This window comes from Shigella sonnei (assembly GCF_002950395.1).
Lineage (GTDB): Bacteria > Pseudomonadota > Gammaproteobacteria > Enterobacterales > Enterobacteriaceae > ECMA0423.
The window spans coordinates 4784678-4797489 of sequence record NZ_CP026802.1; the positions used below are offsets into that span (position 1 = coordinate 4784678).

13 protein-coding genes are annotated in these 12812 nt (G+C 50.6%); 6 read left to right on the forward strand and 7 right to left on the reverse strand.

Annotated features, from left to right (window positions below):
• Positions 1–5 precede the first annotated feature (5 nt).
• Positions 6–812: a tRNA cyclic N6-threonylcarbamoyladenosine(37) synthase TcdA gene (gene tcdA / locus C1P89_RS24660; RefSeq protein WP_000117728.1), complete on the forward strand. Its 807-nt coding sequence runs from the start codon at positions 6–8 to the stop codon at positions 810–812.
• Between the two features lie 50 nt (positions 813–862).
• On the opposite strand, the gene csdE is transcribed toward tcdA, so the two are convergent.
• On the reverse strand, positions 863–1306 hold the full coding sequence (gene csdE / locus C1P89_RS24665) for a cysteine desulfurase sulfur acceptor subunit CsdE (protein ID WP_000184252.1): 444 nt from the start codon (positions 1304–1306) through the stop codon (positions 863–865).
• Positions 1306–2511: a cysteine desulfurase CsdA gene (gene csdA / locus C1P89_RS24670; RefSeq protein ID WP_001299106.1), complete on the reverse strand. Its 1206-nt coding sequence runs from the start codon at positions 2509–2511 to the stop codon at positions 1306–1308. The genes csdE and csdA overlap by 1 nt, the downstream gene beginning before the upstream one ends.
• Before the next feature lie 191 nt (positions 2512–2702).
• On the opposite strand from csdA, the gene C1P89_RS24675 reads away from it, so the two are divergent.
• The 4 genes from C1P89_RS24675 (at position 2703) to rlmM (ending at position 5705) form a co-directional block, all read left to right on the forward strand.
• Positions 2703–2930 carry a YgdI/YgdR family lipoprotein gene (locus tag C1P89_RS24675; protein WP_000750398.1) on the forward strand — a complete coding sequence of 76 codons (228 nt, stop codon included), beginning with the start codon at positions 2703–2705 and terminating at the stop codon, positions 2928–2930.
• 350 nt (positions 2931–3280) lie between these two features.
• Complete coding sequence (gene gcvA, locus C1P89_RS24680; protein WP_000044401.1) at positions 3281–4198, forward strand: glycine cleavage system transcriptional regulator GcvA; 918 nt, start codon at positions 3281–3283, stop codon at positions 4196–4198.
• Positions 4199–4216: 18 nt separating this feature from the next.
• Positions 4217–4612, forward strand: a complete 396-nt coding sequence (locus C1P89_RS24685) for a DUF423 domain-containing protein (protein ID WP_000203902.1) — start codon at positions 4217–4219, stop codon at positions 4610–4612.
• Positions 4605–5705 (forward strand): 23S rRNA (cytidine(2498)-2'-O)-methyltransferase RlmM, encoded by a 1101-nt coding sequence (gene rlmM / locus C1P89_RS24690; RefSeq protein WP_001045510.1) that lies wholly within the window; start codon positions 4605–4607, stop codon positions 5703–5705. Before C1P89_RS24685 ends, rlmM begins: the two co-directional genes overlap by 8 nt.
• A 43-nt stretch (positions 5706–5748) precedes the next feature.
• On the opposite strand, the gene fucR is transcribed toward rlmM, so the two are convergent.
• The 5 genes from fucR to fucP all read right to left on the reverse strand — a co-directional run bounded on the left by fucR (position 5749) and on the right by fucP (position 11613).
• The gene (fucR, locus tag C1P89_RS24695) at positions 5749–6480 is read right to left on the reverse strand and encodes an L-fucose operon activator (RefSeq protein WP_000642344.1); all 732 of its coding nucleotides are present in this window, start codon (positions 6478–6480) and stop codon (positions 5749–5751) included.
• A gap of 57 nt (positions 6481–6537) precedes the next feature.
• On the reverse strand, positions 6538–6960 hold the full coding sequence (fucU, locus tag C1P89_RS24700; RefSeq protein ID WP_000920840.1) for an L-fucose mutarotase: 423 nt from the start codon (positions 6958–6960) through the stop codon (positions 6538–6540).
• Between the two features lies 1 nt (position 6961).
• Positions 6962–8380, reverse strand: coding sequence for an L-fuculokinase (gene fucK, locus C1P89_RS24705; RefSeq protein WP_000808372.1), 1419 nt, complete (start codon positions 8378–8380; stop codon positions 6962–6964).
• 108 nt (positions 8381–8488) lie between these two features.
• Positions 8489–10264: an L-fucose isomerase gene (fucI, locus tag C1P89_RS24710; RefSeq protein ID WP_000724174.1), complete on the reverse strand. Its 1776-nt coding sequence runs from the start codon at positions 10262–10264 to the stop codon at positions 8489–8491.
• A gap of 32 nt (positions 10265–10296) precedes the next feature.
• Entirely contained in the window at positions 10297–11613 is a 1317-nt protein-coding gene (gene fucP / locus C1P89_RS24715) for an L-fucose:H+ symporter permease (protein WP_000528599.1), read from the reverse strand.
• 546 nt (positions 11614–12159) lie between these two features.
• On the opposite strand from fucP, the gene fucA reads away from it, so the two are divergent.
• Positions 12160–12807, forward strand: coding sequence for an L-fuculose-phosphate aldolase (gene fucA / locus C1P89_RS24720; protein ID WP_000440777.1), 648 nt, complete (start codon positions 12160–12162; stop codon positions 12805–12807).
• Positions 12808–12812 lie beyond the last annotated feature (5 nt).

Genomic DNA, 12812 nt, shown 5'->3' on the forward strand with positions numbered 1-12812 from the left:
GTGCTATGTCTGTGGTAATTAGTGATGCATGGCGTCAGCGTTTTGGTGGCACAGCGCGTCTGTATGGTGAAAAAGCGTTGCAACTGTTTGCTGACGCGCATATTTGTGTGGTTGGTATCGGTGGTGTCGGTTCCTGGGCGGCGGAAGCGCTGGCGCGCACGGGGATTGGCGCAATCACGCTTATCGATATGGATGATGTGTGCGTCACCAATACCAATCGGCAAATTCACGCTCTGCGCGATAACGTCGGGCTGGCAAAAGCGGAAGTCATGGCGGAGCGTATTCGCCAGATTAACCCGGAGTGCCGTGTAACGGTGGTGGATGATTTCGTGACGCCGGATAACGTAGCGCAGTATATGAGCGTGGGTTATTCGTACGTGATTGATGCCATTGATAGTGTACGGCCCAAAGCGGCGCTGATTGCTTATTGTCGGCGCAATAAAATCCCGCTGGTCACGACCGGTGGCGCGGGTGGGCAGATTGACCCGACGCAGATTCAGGTTACCGATCTGGCGAAAACGATTCAGGATCCGCTGGCGGCGAAGTTGCGCGAGCGCCTGAAAAGCGATTTTGGCGTAGTGAAAAACAGTAAAGGTAAGCTCGGCGTCGATTGCGTGTTTTCTACTGAAGCGCTGGTGTACCCGCAGTCAGACGGTACTGTGTGTGCGATGAAAGCCACGGCAGAAGGGCCGAAGCGGATGGATTGTGCATCTGGATTTGGCGCGGCAACGATGGTGACCGCCACCTTTGGGTTTGTTGCGGTTTCTCATGCGCTGAAGAAGATGATGGCGAAAGCGGCGCGTCAGGGTTAAACAATCAGGTCGGATGAGACGCGAACGTCTTATCCGACCCGGTTCTATGCTTAAACCTGCTTCGTCGCAGCGATAATCGCCTCGCTTAACGCATTTAACCCCTGGCTGCGTGAGGCGCTAAGTTGCGCACGCAATCCCAGCTCATCAAACAATGCCAGCGGCGACTGTGCCTGCAATTCGGCGGCGGTTTTCCCCTCAACGGCAGTCAACAGCACCGCCAGCAGGCCGCGCACAATGCGCCCTTCGCTATCGCCAAAGAAGTGCATTTTACCGTTTTCAGTCACGGTATATCCCAGCCAGACGCGGTTTTCGCATCCGGCAATCTCTTTAGCCTGCGCTTTTAACTCGTCTGGCAAAGCCGGAAGCTGTTTCCCCAGCATGATCAACTGGCGATATTTATCTTCCCATTGCGACAACGGTGCGAAGGTATTGCGTAACGTTTCTGCGGTTACGGTTGTGCCGAACGGATGTCCGGCGAATTGCGGGTTCGTCATTAATCCACCAATAATTCCAGCGCGCGGTCAACGGCATTCACCAGCGCATCCACATCACTCTTTGTATTATATGGCGCAAAAGAGGCGCGCAGTGTGCCGGTTACGCCTAATTCTGCCAGTAGCGGCTGAGCGCAATGTTGCCCGGCCCGCAGGGCAATACCGTACTCCGCCAGCAGCGTCACCATATCGCTGTGATGAACGCCAGCAAAATCAAAGGCCAGCAGGCTGGAATCCTGGCAGCGGAATGAGCGGAAGCCAGGACGTTTTGCCAGCGCATCTTCCGCCAGCGTCGCCAGGCTGCGACTCCAACTTTCTGCCTGGTTGATATCGTAATCTGCCAGCCATTCCAGCGCCGCGCTTAATCCTATGACACCAGCCACATTTGGCGTTCCTGCTTCCAGTTTCCACGGCGCAGATTGAGTCGTGAAGCCGTCAAAACTCACTTCGTGAATCATTTTGCCGCCACCCAGCCAGGGCGACATCGCTTCCAGCAGTTCTGATTTGCCATACAGCACGCCGATACCCGTCGGGCCATACAGTTTGTGACCAGAGAAAGCATAGAAATCGATATCTAGTTGCTGAACATCTGCGGGGAAATGCACCGCCCCCTGAGCACCATCAACCATCACCACCATCCCGGCTGAATGAGCAAAGGTAATCGCTCGCGCCAGATCCGGGCAACCGCCAGTAACGTTCGACATCTGACCCAACGCCAGAATCCGACTACGGGGAGTAATCAGTTCTGGCAACAAATCGACATCCGGCAGTCGCTGCGCATTAAGCGGCAATTTCACCACTTTGGCTCCAGTTTGTTGGGCGACCATCAGCCAGGGGACGAGGTTAGCGTGGTGTTCTGCCACGCTGACAATAATCTCATCGCCCGGTTGCAGACGCGGACGCGCATAGCATTGTGCCACCATGTTGATGGATTCAGTGGTGCCGCGCGTCCAGACGATAGTTTTATCATCCGGTGCATTCAGTAATTGCGCCACTTTCTCTCGTGCAGCTTCATAACGCGCGGTCAGGCGTTGGGCTTCGGCAAACTGGCTGCGATGGACGTTTCCGGCGCTCAGGCTGTAAAACTGTCGAGTGGCTTCAACCACGGCTTCAGGTTTAAGCGCGGTCGCGGCGCTATCGAGATAGACGCCCGCATCCTGTAGTGCGGGAAACTGGGCGCGAAACTGCGCGGGATTAAAAACGTTCATGGTACTCCTCGGCTTGATGCACCGATCGTGACGCAAAATTCACTTTGATACAAGGAGAGTGCTAACCATCAGAATTATCTGGATATCCTGGCGAAGCCGCGTAAGTAACATATGCTGAATAGTGTTAGGCGTTAATTTTAGCCTGTTAATCAATACTATTAAGATTTATTAATCGCTTTAAGGAGAAGATGATGAAAAAGACTGCCGCAATTATTTCTGCCTGTATGCTGACTTTTGCCCTGAGCGCCTGTTCCGGTTCGAACTATGTGATGCACACCAATGACGGACGTACCATCGTCTCTGACGGCAAACCACAGACTGATAACGATACCGGTATGATTTCGTATAAAGACGCTAATGGCAACAAACAGCAGATCAACCGTACTGACGTGAAAGAGATGGTCGAACTGGATCAGTAATTCGCGATCGCAAGGTAAAAAAAAGCACCGCAATTAGGCGGTGCTACATTAATCACTATGGACAGACAGGGTAAATGTACAGGAAGTGAAAAAAGGTAGCTTTGCTACCATGGTCTGAATCGCAGACCAATTGCAAACACAACAACACAACATCACAACCGTAAGCCAAAAGTTCACCAGAACACGCATTCCGATAAAACTTTTCGTTCCGGCTCAGGAAGTGCCGCCACTATAGGTATTTGCTGGTAGAAGCTCAACGGACAATTTATAATGGCTCAGATTAAAAAAACTAATAGGTTACACAGTGTGATCTAATTGTTAAATTAATTTAACATCAAAGTTTAAAAGCCATGTCTAAACGATTACCACCGCTAAATGCCTTACGAGTTTTTGATGCCGCAGCACGCCATTTAAGTTTCACTCGCGCAGCAGAAGAGCTTTTCGTGACCCAGGCCGCAGTAAGTCATCAAATCAAGTCTCTTGAGGATTTTTTGGGGCTAAAACTGTTCCGCCGCCGTAATCGTTCACTCCTGCTGACCGAGGAAGGGCAAAGCTATTTCCTCGATATCAAAGAGATATTTTCGCAATTAACCGAAGCGACGCGTAAACTCCAGGCCCGTAGCGCCAAGGGGGCGTTGACGGTCAGTTTACTCCCCAGTTTCGCCATTCATTGGTTGGTTCCGCGACTTTCCAGCTTTAATTCAGCTTATCCGGGAATTGACGTTCGAATCCAGGCGGTTGATCGTCAGGAAGATAAGCTGGCGGATGATGTTGATGTGGCGATATTTTATGGTCGGGGCAACTGGCCGGGGCTACGGGTGGAAAAACTGTACGCCGAATATTTATTGCCGGTGTGTTCGCCGCTACTGCTGACAGGCGAAAAACCCTTGAAGACCCCGGAAGATCTGGCTAAACATACGTTATTACATGATGCGTCACGCCGTGACTGGCAGACATATACCCGACAGTTGGGGTTAAATCATATCAACGTTCAGCAAGGGCCAATTTTTAGTCATAGCGCCATGGTGCTGCAAGCGGCTATTCACGGGCAGGGAGTGGCGCTGGCAAATAACGTGATGGCGCAATCTGAAATCGAGGCCGGACGTCTTGTTTGCCCGTTTAATGATGTTCTGGTCAGTAAAAACGCTTTTTATCTGGTTTGTCATGACAGCCAGGCAGAACTGGGTAAAATAGCCGCCTTTCGCCAATGGATCCTGGCGAAAGCCGCTGCTGAACAAGAAAAATTCCGCTTTCGTTATGAACAATAATTTACGTAGGGTACGACCATGACCAGCCGTTTTATGCTGATTTTCGCCGCCATTAGCGGCTTCATTTTTGTGGCTCTGGGCGCTTTTGGCGCGCATGTGTTAAGTAAAACCATGGGGGCCGTTGAGATGGGCTGGATCCAGACCGGCCTCGAATACCAGGCGTTTCATACGCTGGCGATCTTAGGTCTGGCGGTGGCAATGCAGCGTCGCATCAGTATCTGGTTTTACTGGAGTAGCGTTTTCCTCGCGTTAGGCACGGTGTTGTTCAGCGGCAGCCTTTATTGCCTGGCGCTGTCCCATCTGCGTTTGTGGGCATTTGTCACACCGGTTGGCGGCGTGAGCTTCCTCGCGGGCTGGGCGTTAATGTTAGTTGGTGCTATCCGTTTAAAGTGCAAGGGCGTAAGTCATGAATAAGGTTGTATTGCTGTGCCGTCCGGGCTTTGAAAAAGAGTGCGCCGCAGAAATTACCGATAAAGCCGGCCAGCGGGAAATTTTCGGTTTTGCCCGCGTGAAAGAGAATGCGGGTTATGTCATTTATGAATGTTATCAACCTGATGATGGCGATAAGTTAATCCGTGAGCTGCCGTTCAGTTCATTAATTTTTGCCCGCCAGTGGTTTGTGGTGGGGGAACTCTTGCAGCATTTGCCGCCAGAAGATCGTATTACCCCCATTGTCGACATGTTGCAGGGCGTAGTAGAGAAGGGCGGTGAACTGCGTGTTGAAGTTGCCGATACCAACGAAAGCAAAGAGTTGCTGAAATTCTGCCGTAAATTCACCGTGCCGCTACGCGCTGCCTTGCGCGATGCCGGGGTGCTGGCGAACTATGAAACGCCGAAGCGTCCGGTTGTGCATGTATTCTTTATTGCACCAGGCTGCTGCTATACCGGTTACTCATACAGCAACAATAATTCGCCGTTCTATATGGGCATTCCGCGCCTGAAATTTCCGGCAGAGGCGCCGAGTCGTTCCACGCTCAAACTGGAAGAGGCATTTCATGTGTTTATTCCTGCGGATGAGTGGGATGAACGCCTGGCGAACGGGATGTGGGCGGTGGATTTAGGCGCTTGCCCTGGCGGCTGGACCTACCAACTGGTGAAGCGCAACATGTGGGTTTATTCCGTCGACAACGGCCCGATGGCGCAAAGTCTGATGGATACCGGGCAGGTGACGTGGCTGCGGGAAGACGGTTTCAAATTCCGTCCGACACGCAGCAATATCTCCTGGATGGTATGCGATATGGTTGAAAAACCGGCTAAAGTTGCGGCATTGATGGCGCAGTGGCTGGTTAATGGCTGGTGCCGTGAAACCATTTTCAATCTCAAACTGCCGATGAAAAAACGCTACGAAGAAGTATCACACAATCTGGCGTATATTCAGGCACAGCTTGATGAACATGGCATAAATGCTCAGATTCAGGCGCGGCAGTTGTATCACGATCGCGAAGAAGTGACGGTGCACGTCCGCCGCATCTGGGCTGCGGTGGGTGGTCGTCGCGACGAGCGATAACAGGCAAGGCCGGGGCGTCGTCTTCGGCCTGCTACCCTTTCCGTCAGGCTGTTACCAAAGAAGTTGCAACCTGGCGCTCATCAGAAATAATGTGCGTTACCTCATCCAGATGCCCGATGCGGGCTTCCCCTGAACGATTAAATTTACTTTTATCAATCAATAACAACGATTGCGCGGCACGTTTTAATAGCATCGATTTGTAATCAGCGTTGATCGCATTGGAGTCCCACAGTGCGCCGCTGCTATCGATCCCTTCACAAGAAAAAATAAACAGATCGATTTCCAGCGATTTAAGTTGGGAAATCAGCGAGGGATTGACGTAACAGCCATATTTGCGCTCAAGTGTGCCGCCGGAACTGATCAGTTGAATGCGTTCGCGTTTACCGAGTTCATGGCAAATCGGATGGCTATTGGTGAAGACCTGAATGTTGATGTCAGGCAACTGGCGTGCCAGATACCAGCAAGTTGAACTGGCGTCTAAGGCTATCACCATCCCTTCTTCAATCCACGCGAGCGCCTCGCGCGCGATATCTGCTTTATGCGCATAATGGCTTTTCAGCCTGATGTGAAAGGGATCGCCACTGTCTTGATTTTGACGGTGGATATATTTAGCGCGTCCATGATTGCGCAGAATTTTACCCTGCGTCTGTAATTCATTGAGATCGCGACGAATGGTTTCTTTACTGACCTTTAGCTGTTCAGAGAGAGCTTCCGTGGTCAGGCTGGTATGGTTCAGCAGCAGGTCGACTATCGCTTGCTGGCGTGCCGCTTTCATATTTTTCACCCCATCATTCGATAACCGCCCGCGTCATGCGGGCGTACCGATATGAGATTACGGTGTTACCCCTTTTTTTAAAAGAATATTCCCGTACTTCGCTCGTTCGCCTGTGATAACGATCGCAAAGGCTTTTTGCGCCCGTTCATAAAACGCAAAACGATTGATGCGGATGATGTCAGGACACGGGGCTTGTAGTGAAAGCGCATTACGGTAACGTCGTTCTACTTCAGGATCGAGAGTGTCACCTTCTACCGCTGCCATCATCACCAGCGGCGGGGCATAACTGTCCAGCTCAAATAATGGGATAATCGCTTGGAGCAAGTCGCTCACCAACAGGCCATCAGCGCGGATCACCTGCGGTCCCATCGAATGGGCGGGAAAGTGAGCATCGGAAAAAATAATTTCATCTCCATGTCCCATCTCTGCCAGCACTTTCAATAGTTCGGGAGAAATTAACGGCGAAATTGTTTTCAGCATTTCACACTTCCTCTATAAATTCAGGTTCAGTTTGCGGGTAGAAATAACGGTACTGATAATGAATCTGTGCACGGGCTTCTTCCGGGCTGTTAAATTCCCCTACGCCATACCAACCGAACAGCGCAGCTCCTGCGACGGTCGTTTCGGCATCGTCGAGAACTTTTACCGGAATATCAAGCATATTGGCTTTAATCTGATTCCACAATGTGTTGCGACTTCCTCCACCGACTAACAATAATTCAGAGGCTTTAAAGTGCCCGATTTTTTCCAGCATCTGTAGATTGCGCTGTAATTGCGCAGTTAACCCTTCCAGCGCCGCGCGATAGAAATGCCCCCGCGTGGTATTAAGCGTCACTCCTTGCCAGCCAGCGTTCTGACACGACAATAAATCACACTGCATTTTCACACCATCCGCGCCAGGTGCGATCAGACGAGCTTCTTCAATCAACATTTGCCAGGGTGTTTCAGCCGTCCAGAACAGTTTTCTCACCCATTCCAGCACGCCGGATGCCAGCCATTGCATACCTGGGTTATACAACCCTGCCTGGCTATCCAGTTCGCAGGTAGAATCGGCGTACTGACTTAACAGCGAAGTATCAACCTGGGCGCTACGGACCATTAAAATTTCCCATGTACCGGAAGAGAGCACGGGTTCATTTTGGTCGGCACCAGCGCCAAAAAGGGCGAACTGGGTATCGTGACCTGCGGAAATCACCGGTATGCCAACGGGTAAGCCGAGCATTGCTGCGGCGCTGTTCTGTAGCGTACCAATCTGTTCACCCGCTTCCACCAGACGAGGGAAGAGTCGGCGTGGAATACCGGTGGCTTGTAAAATTTGCGGACTGAAATCGCGTTGCTGGATATCCAGCATCTGGCTGGTTCCGGCCATCGTGATATCAGTAGTGAATTCGCCGGTTAAACGGTGGTTAATCAGCGACGAAATAAAGAGCCAGGCGTGCGCGCGTTCCAGCAGTTGTGGATGATTTTCTTTCAACCACACCAACTTATATAACGTATTGAAACTAAAGGCTCCGACGCCAGAAATAGCCTGCAACCGCTGTGCGGAGATCAACTGTTCAATATTGTCCATAACCGCTGCTGTTCGCGGACATTTCCAGCTAATGATCGGATAGAGCAGATTGCCTTGCTTATCTACCAGAGCGCCATCCACACCAAAGGTGGTGACGGCGATACCGCGGATGTGGCATTCAGTCAGTTCACTATTGATTTGCCGACAGCAATCAGCAAAGCGTTGCAAAATGGCGTCTAAAGACCACTGGTGCCAGGTGTTGTTTTCCATCGCGATATCGCTGGCATTAGGCGTTGAGGCGCGGGCAACAATTTTTCCCTGCCGATTAACCGCGATGGCCCTGACATTGGTCGCGCCACAGTCGAGTACCAGGATAACTTCTTGTTTCATAATCGCTCCTGCAATATAGCCGGATAACATTGCTTATCCGGCTAACCACTCTTGCTTGTTCAGGCCCGGTAGCCGGAGCGACCGGGCATCACATCAGGGAGTAATGTATTAACGCTTGTACAACGGACCGTAGTTCTGGCAAGCGCGGTAATCCTGGCCTTCAATATCCATGCCGTGCGCAGCCCAGGCAGAAGGACGATACACTTTGGTCTCTTCAACGTTGTGCATACATACCGGGATACGCAGCATGGAGGCGAGAGTGATAAAGTCTGCGCCAACGTGGCCGATGGTCAGAACCCCATGGTTAGCGCCCCAGTTCGCCATTACCGAGTACACATCCGTAAACGGCCCTTTACCGGTGAGGCGCGGTGCAAACCAGGTGGTTGGCCAGGTTGAGTTGGTGCGTTTGTTGAGGATGTCATGCACATCCTTCGGCAATTCCACGCTCCAGCCTTCCGCGATTTGCAGTACCGATCCCAGGCCTTTGATGATGTTGACACGAGTCATGGTGAACGGGACGCCGCCTTCGGTAAGGAAGCGGGAAGAGTAACCGCCGCCACGGAAGTATTCGTGGATCGCCGGGCACCATTCGGTAGCGGCGAGGCAAGCGTCAGCCTCTTGCTGAGAGATTTCCCAGTGTGGCTTCATCGTCGGGTTACCTTCGCTGTCGCGTTGTTTACAGGAACCGTCCAGCGCAGCAGAACCTGAGTTGATCAAATGGATGATGCCGTGTTCTGCCAGTCCATCGAGTTTATGCCCCGTTACACGCTCAATTGCTTCTGGTGACCAGTAGGTACGCACATCGGCAAATACCTGAGCGGTGCCGGTGAGCTGGTGACCCATTAGCATTGCCACGCCGTTAAGACTGTCGTTTTCGGTCGCCACGACAAAGGGTTCGCGCACGCCATTCCAGTCAAATGAACTGTTGAGGATCGCTTCGGCGGTGTCACCATTGGGATATTGATCGGTCCAGTGACGTTGCCCCTGGAAGCCCGCAGCGATGGCGTTGTAGCCAAGTGATTCTTCCACGCGACCAATATCGGCCAGTTTGCTGTTGCCTTGCATCATGTCGCGGATACACATCGCCATCAGTAAACTTTCGCGCAGAACTGCGCGGCTTTGCTCGGCATTGCGTTGATACTGTTTGTTATTTTCATCTTCGCCATAGCGGAAGTTTTTATCAGCCCAGGTCAGTGCCATTTCCAGTTCGGCTTCGTCGTAAATCTTCTGATCGATACGGCGACGCAGTTCGGTCATATCCACCGCCTGGACTTTCATTCCCAGCCAGGATTCAAAGAAGTTGTGATCAACAATAGAACCGGCGATACCCATCGAAACGCCGCCCAGCGACAGATAGCTTTTACCTTTCATGCTGGCGACGGCCAAACCGGCGCGGGCAAAGCGCAGCAGTTTTTCTTCAACATCGGCAGGAATCGATGTGTCATCGGCATCCTGAACGTCATGACCGTAAATGGAGAATGCCGGGATGCCTTTCTGGCTGTGAGCTGCCAGAGCCGCTGCCAGGTAAACAGCGCCGGGACGTTCAGTGCCGTTAAAGCCCCAAATGGCTTTCGGGCGGGTTGGATCCATGTCGATGGTTTCACTGCCATAGCACCAGCAAGGCGTTACCGTAATGGTGAGGCCTACATTCTGGCTGCTGAATTTTTCTTCGCAAGCAGCGGCTTCAGCCATACCCGCGATACAGGTATCGGAAATGACACACTCGACGGCAGCTCCGCAGGCATGGCGCAGTTTCTCGGTCAGCAGTGCGGCCGTAGCTTTCGCCATATTCATTGTTTGTTCTTCAAGCGACTCACGAACACCCATGCGACGACCGTCAATAACCGGGCGGATACCAATTTTCGGTAAGCTGATTTTTTTCATTACAGATTCCTCACTTTATTCGGAAAATATGTTCAGTTAGTTGCCGTTTGAGAGCGGAAACGGGCAAAGATAAAGATGACCGCGAAGCAGAGTGTGGGGATCAGTTCAGCAGTGGGGATGTTGCCCGCCGCGTCACTGACAAAACCCATGACCGGAGTGACAATACCGCCGCCAATAATGGTCATAACGATGAAGGACGAACCGTATTTGGTGTCCTGGCCGAGATTCTTAATGCCCAGCGAGAAGATTGTTGGGTACTGAATCGACATAAAGGCGCTGCATAAAGTCAGGGCTATTAAGCCCACATGACCGCCAGCGAAGGCTGAGATCAGGCACAGTGCCATAGCGATTAATGCGTAGGCGGCCAGGACTTTGTGTGGTGCGAAGCGACTGATGAGCCAGGTACCGGTGAAACGACCAATAAAGAAGCACACCATGGTTCCGGTTAAATAGTTAGCGGCAAAGCCTGCAGTCATACCTAGAATTTCTTCTACAGCGTAGCGAATCAAATAGCTCCAGCAGGCCGTTTGTGCGCCAACGTAGCAGAATTGCGCTAATACTGCCCAGCGCCAGTGGCGAATACGCGCTAGGCGAGAAAGCGATGCGGAGAACGATCCTTGTTTGGCGTCACTGTGATTATCACTCTGCAATGCCGGGAATTTCGTCAGCATGATCAGCAGGGCGACCAGTAACACGATAGCCACGATGATCATATAAGGTGTCTGTACCGATAATACCAGGCTGTGTTTATACGCACTCAATTGCTCTGGAGACATTTTATCGAGAACGTCTTGCGATTGATGTGGCACGTTAGACAAAATAAGACTTTGCCCAAAGACAACCGCGATAATTGCGCCAAACGAGTTAAATGTTTGCGCAAGATTTAAGCGGAAGTGACCACTGCTTTCCGGCCCTAATACCGTAACAAAAGGGTTTGCGGCAGTTTCCAGACAACCTAATCCGGCTGCAATAATAAATAGGCCAACTAAAAATAAGGTGTAGTTCATTATTTCTGCAGCGGGCCAGAATAATGCAGCGCCCAGGGCATATAAAAATAACCCAGTAATAATTCCTGCTTTATAACTGAGTTTTTTCATCAATATCCCAGCAGGAATTGGGATAATGAAATAACCAAAGTAAAAGGCCGATTGGATCAGGCCAGCCTGGAAATTTGTCAGCGTAAAAGCCTGCTGGAATTGAGGTAATAAAATGTCGTTAAGGTTATTGGCTACCGCCCAAAGAAAAAACAGTGAGCACAGCAGCGCGAATGGAATAATGTAACTTCTGCTTTGCCCTGCATCTTTATCTACCGCACGGTAACTCTGCGTTTGTATTGATGTGTTTCCCATAGCATCCTCTTAGGTTCAGAAGCTTAAGCACGTAATCGGTTATGTTTTCAAAAGTGCAAAACCAGCGAGTTCGGGCTTCATATCAGTGAATATTTGCCTGTCTGAAATGAACTCATGGATTCATTTTCAAATAAAAAACGCTCTGTAATATGACGGCGGTCACACTTATTAGCTGGAAGGTGACTTTATGTGACTACCATCACTTTAATAATCGAAATTTCATGCCCGTTTCAGAAAATAAATCATAAAAAACACAAACCAGATGACTGTATTAATTGTTTATGCCGAAAACGGGCATTCCTGGCTTGGGTGAATAGAAAAATGACCGTTTTGATAAATATTTTTAAGAGCGGTCATTTTTAATGGGGTTATAAAAAGAGAACTTGCAGTTATTTACTGTGATTAGTTGAGCTAGGTCACAAAATATAAGCTTGTGAATTTCTTTCTTGTTAATCAGGAAGAAGATGGTGGGTAATTAAACGGCTAATTCAATAGTGTGAAAGGAACAACATTATTGCCCTGTTTTGAATCAGAGAGAGGTAGCTAATGGAACGAAATAAACTTGCTCGTCAGATTATTGACACTTGCCTGGAAATGACCCGCCTGGGACTGAACCAGGGGACAGCGGGGAACGTCAGTGTACGTTATCAGGATGGGATGCTGATTACGCCTACAGGCATTCCATATGAAAAACTGACGGAGTCGCATATTGTCTTTATTGATGGCAACGGTAAACATGAGGAAGGAAAGCTCCCCTCAAGCGAATGGCGTTTCCATATGGCGGCCTATCAAAGCAGACCGGATGCCAACGCGGTTGTTCACAATCATGCCGTTCATTGCACAGCAGTTTCCATTCTTAACCGACCGATCCCCGCTATTCACTACATGATTGCGGCGGCAGGTGGTAATTCTATTCCTTGCGCGCCTTATGCGACCTTTGGAACACGCGAACTTTCTGAACATGTTGCGCTGGCTCTCAAAAATCGTAAGGCAACTTTGTTACAACATCATGGGCTTATCGCTTGTGAGGTGAATCTGGAAAAAGCGTTATGGCTGGCGCATGAAGTTGAAGTGCTGGCGCAACTTTACGTGACGACCCTGGCGATTACGGACCCGGTGCCAGTGCTGAGCGATGAAGAGATTGCCGTAGTGCTGGAGAAATTCAAAACCTATGGGTTACGGATTGAAGAGTAATTTCG

Excerpts from the sequence above, each read along its gene's own strand:
- rlmM (WP_001045510.1), top strand. The coding sequence starts at position 4,605 with ATGAATAAGGTTGTATTGCTGTGCCGTCCGGGCTTTGAAAAAGAGTGC.
- fucI (WP_000724174.1), bottom strand. The coding sequence starts at position 10,264 with ATGAAAAAAATCAGCTTACCGAAAATTGGTATCCGCCCGGTTATTGAC.
- gcvA (WP_000044401.1), top strand. The coding sequence starts at position 3,281 with ATGTCTAAACGATTACCACCGCTAAATGCCTTACGAGTTTTTGATGCC.
- csdA (WP_001299106.1), bottom strand. The coding sequence starts at position 2,511 with ATGAACGTTTTTAATCCCGCGCAGTTTCGCGCCCAGTTTCCCGCACTA.
- C1P89_RS24685 (WP_000203902.1), top strand. The coding sequence starts at position 4,217 with ATGACCAGCCGTTTTATGCTGATTTTCGCCGCCATTAGCGGCTTCATT.
- tcdA (WP_000117728.1), top strand. The coding sequence starts at position 6 with ATGTCTGTGGTAATTAGTGATGCATGGCGTCAGCGTTTTGGTGGCACA.
- fucP (WP_000528599.1), bottom strand. The coding sequence starts at position 11,613 with ATGGGAAACACATCAATACAAACGCAGAGTTACCGTGCGGTAGATAAA.
- csdE (WP_000184252.1), bottom strand. The coding sequence starts at position 1,306 with ATGACGAACCCGCAATTCGCCGGACATCCGTTCGGCACAACCGTAACC.
- fucK (WP_000808372.1), bottom strand. The coding sequence starts at position 8,380 with ATGAAACAAGAAGTTATCCTGGTACTCGACTGTGGCGCGACCAATGTC.
- C1P89_RS24675 (WP_000750398.1), top strand. The coding sequence starts at position 2,703 with ATGAAAAAGACTGCCGCAATTATTTCTGCCTGTATGCTGACTTTTGCC.
- fucU (WP_000920840.1), bottom strand. The coding sequence starts at position 6,960 with ATGCTGAAAACAATTTCGCCGTTAATTTCTCCCGAACTATTGAAAGTG.
- fucR (WP_000642344.1), bottom strand. The coding sequence starts at position 6,480 with ATGAAAGCGGCACGCCAGCAAGCGATAGTCGACCTGCTGCTGAACCAT.
- fucA (WP_000440777.1), top strand. The coding sequence starts at position 12,160 with ATGGAACGAAATAAACTTGCTCGTCAGATTATTGACACTTGCCTGGAA.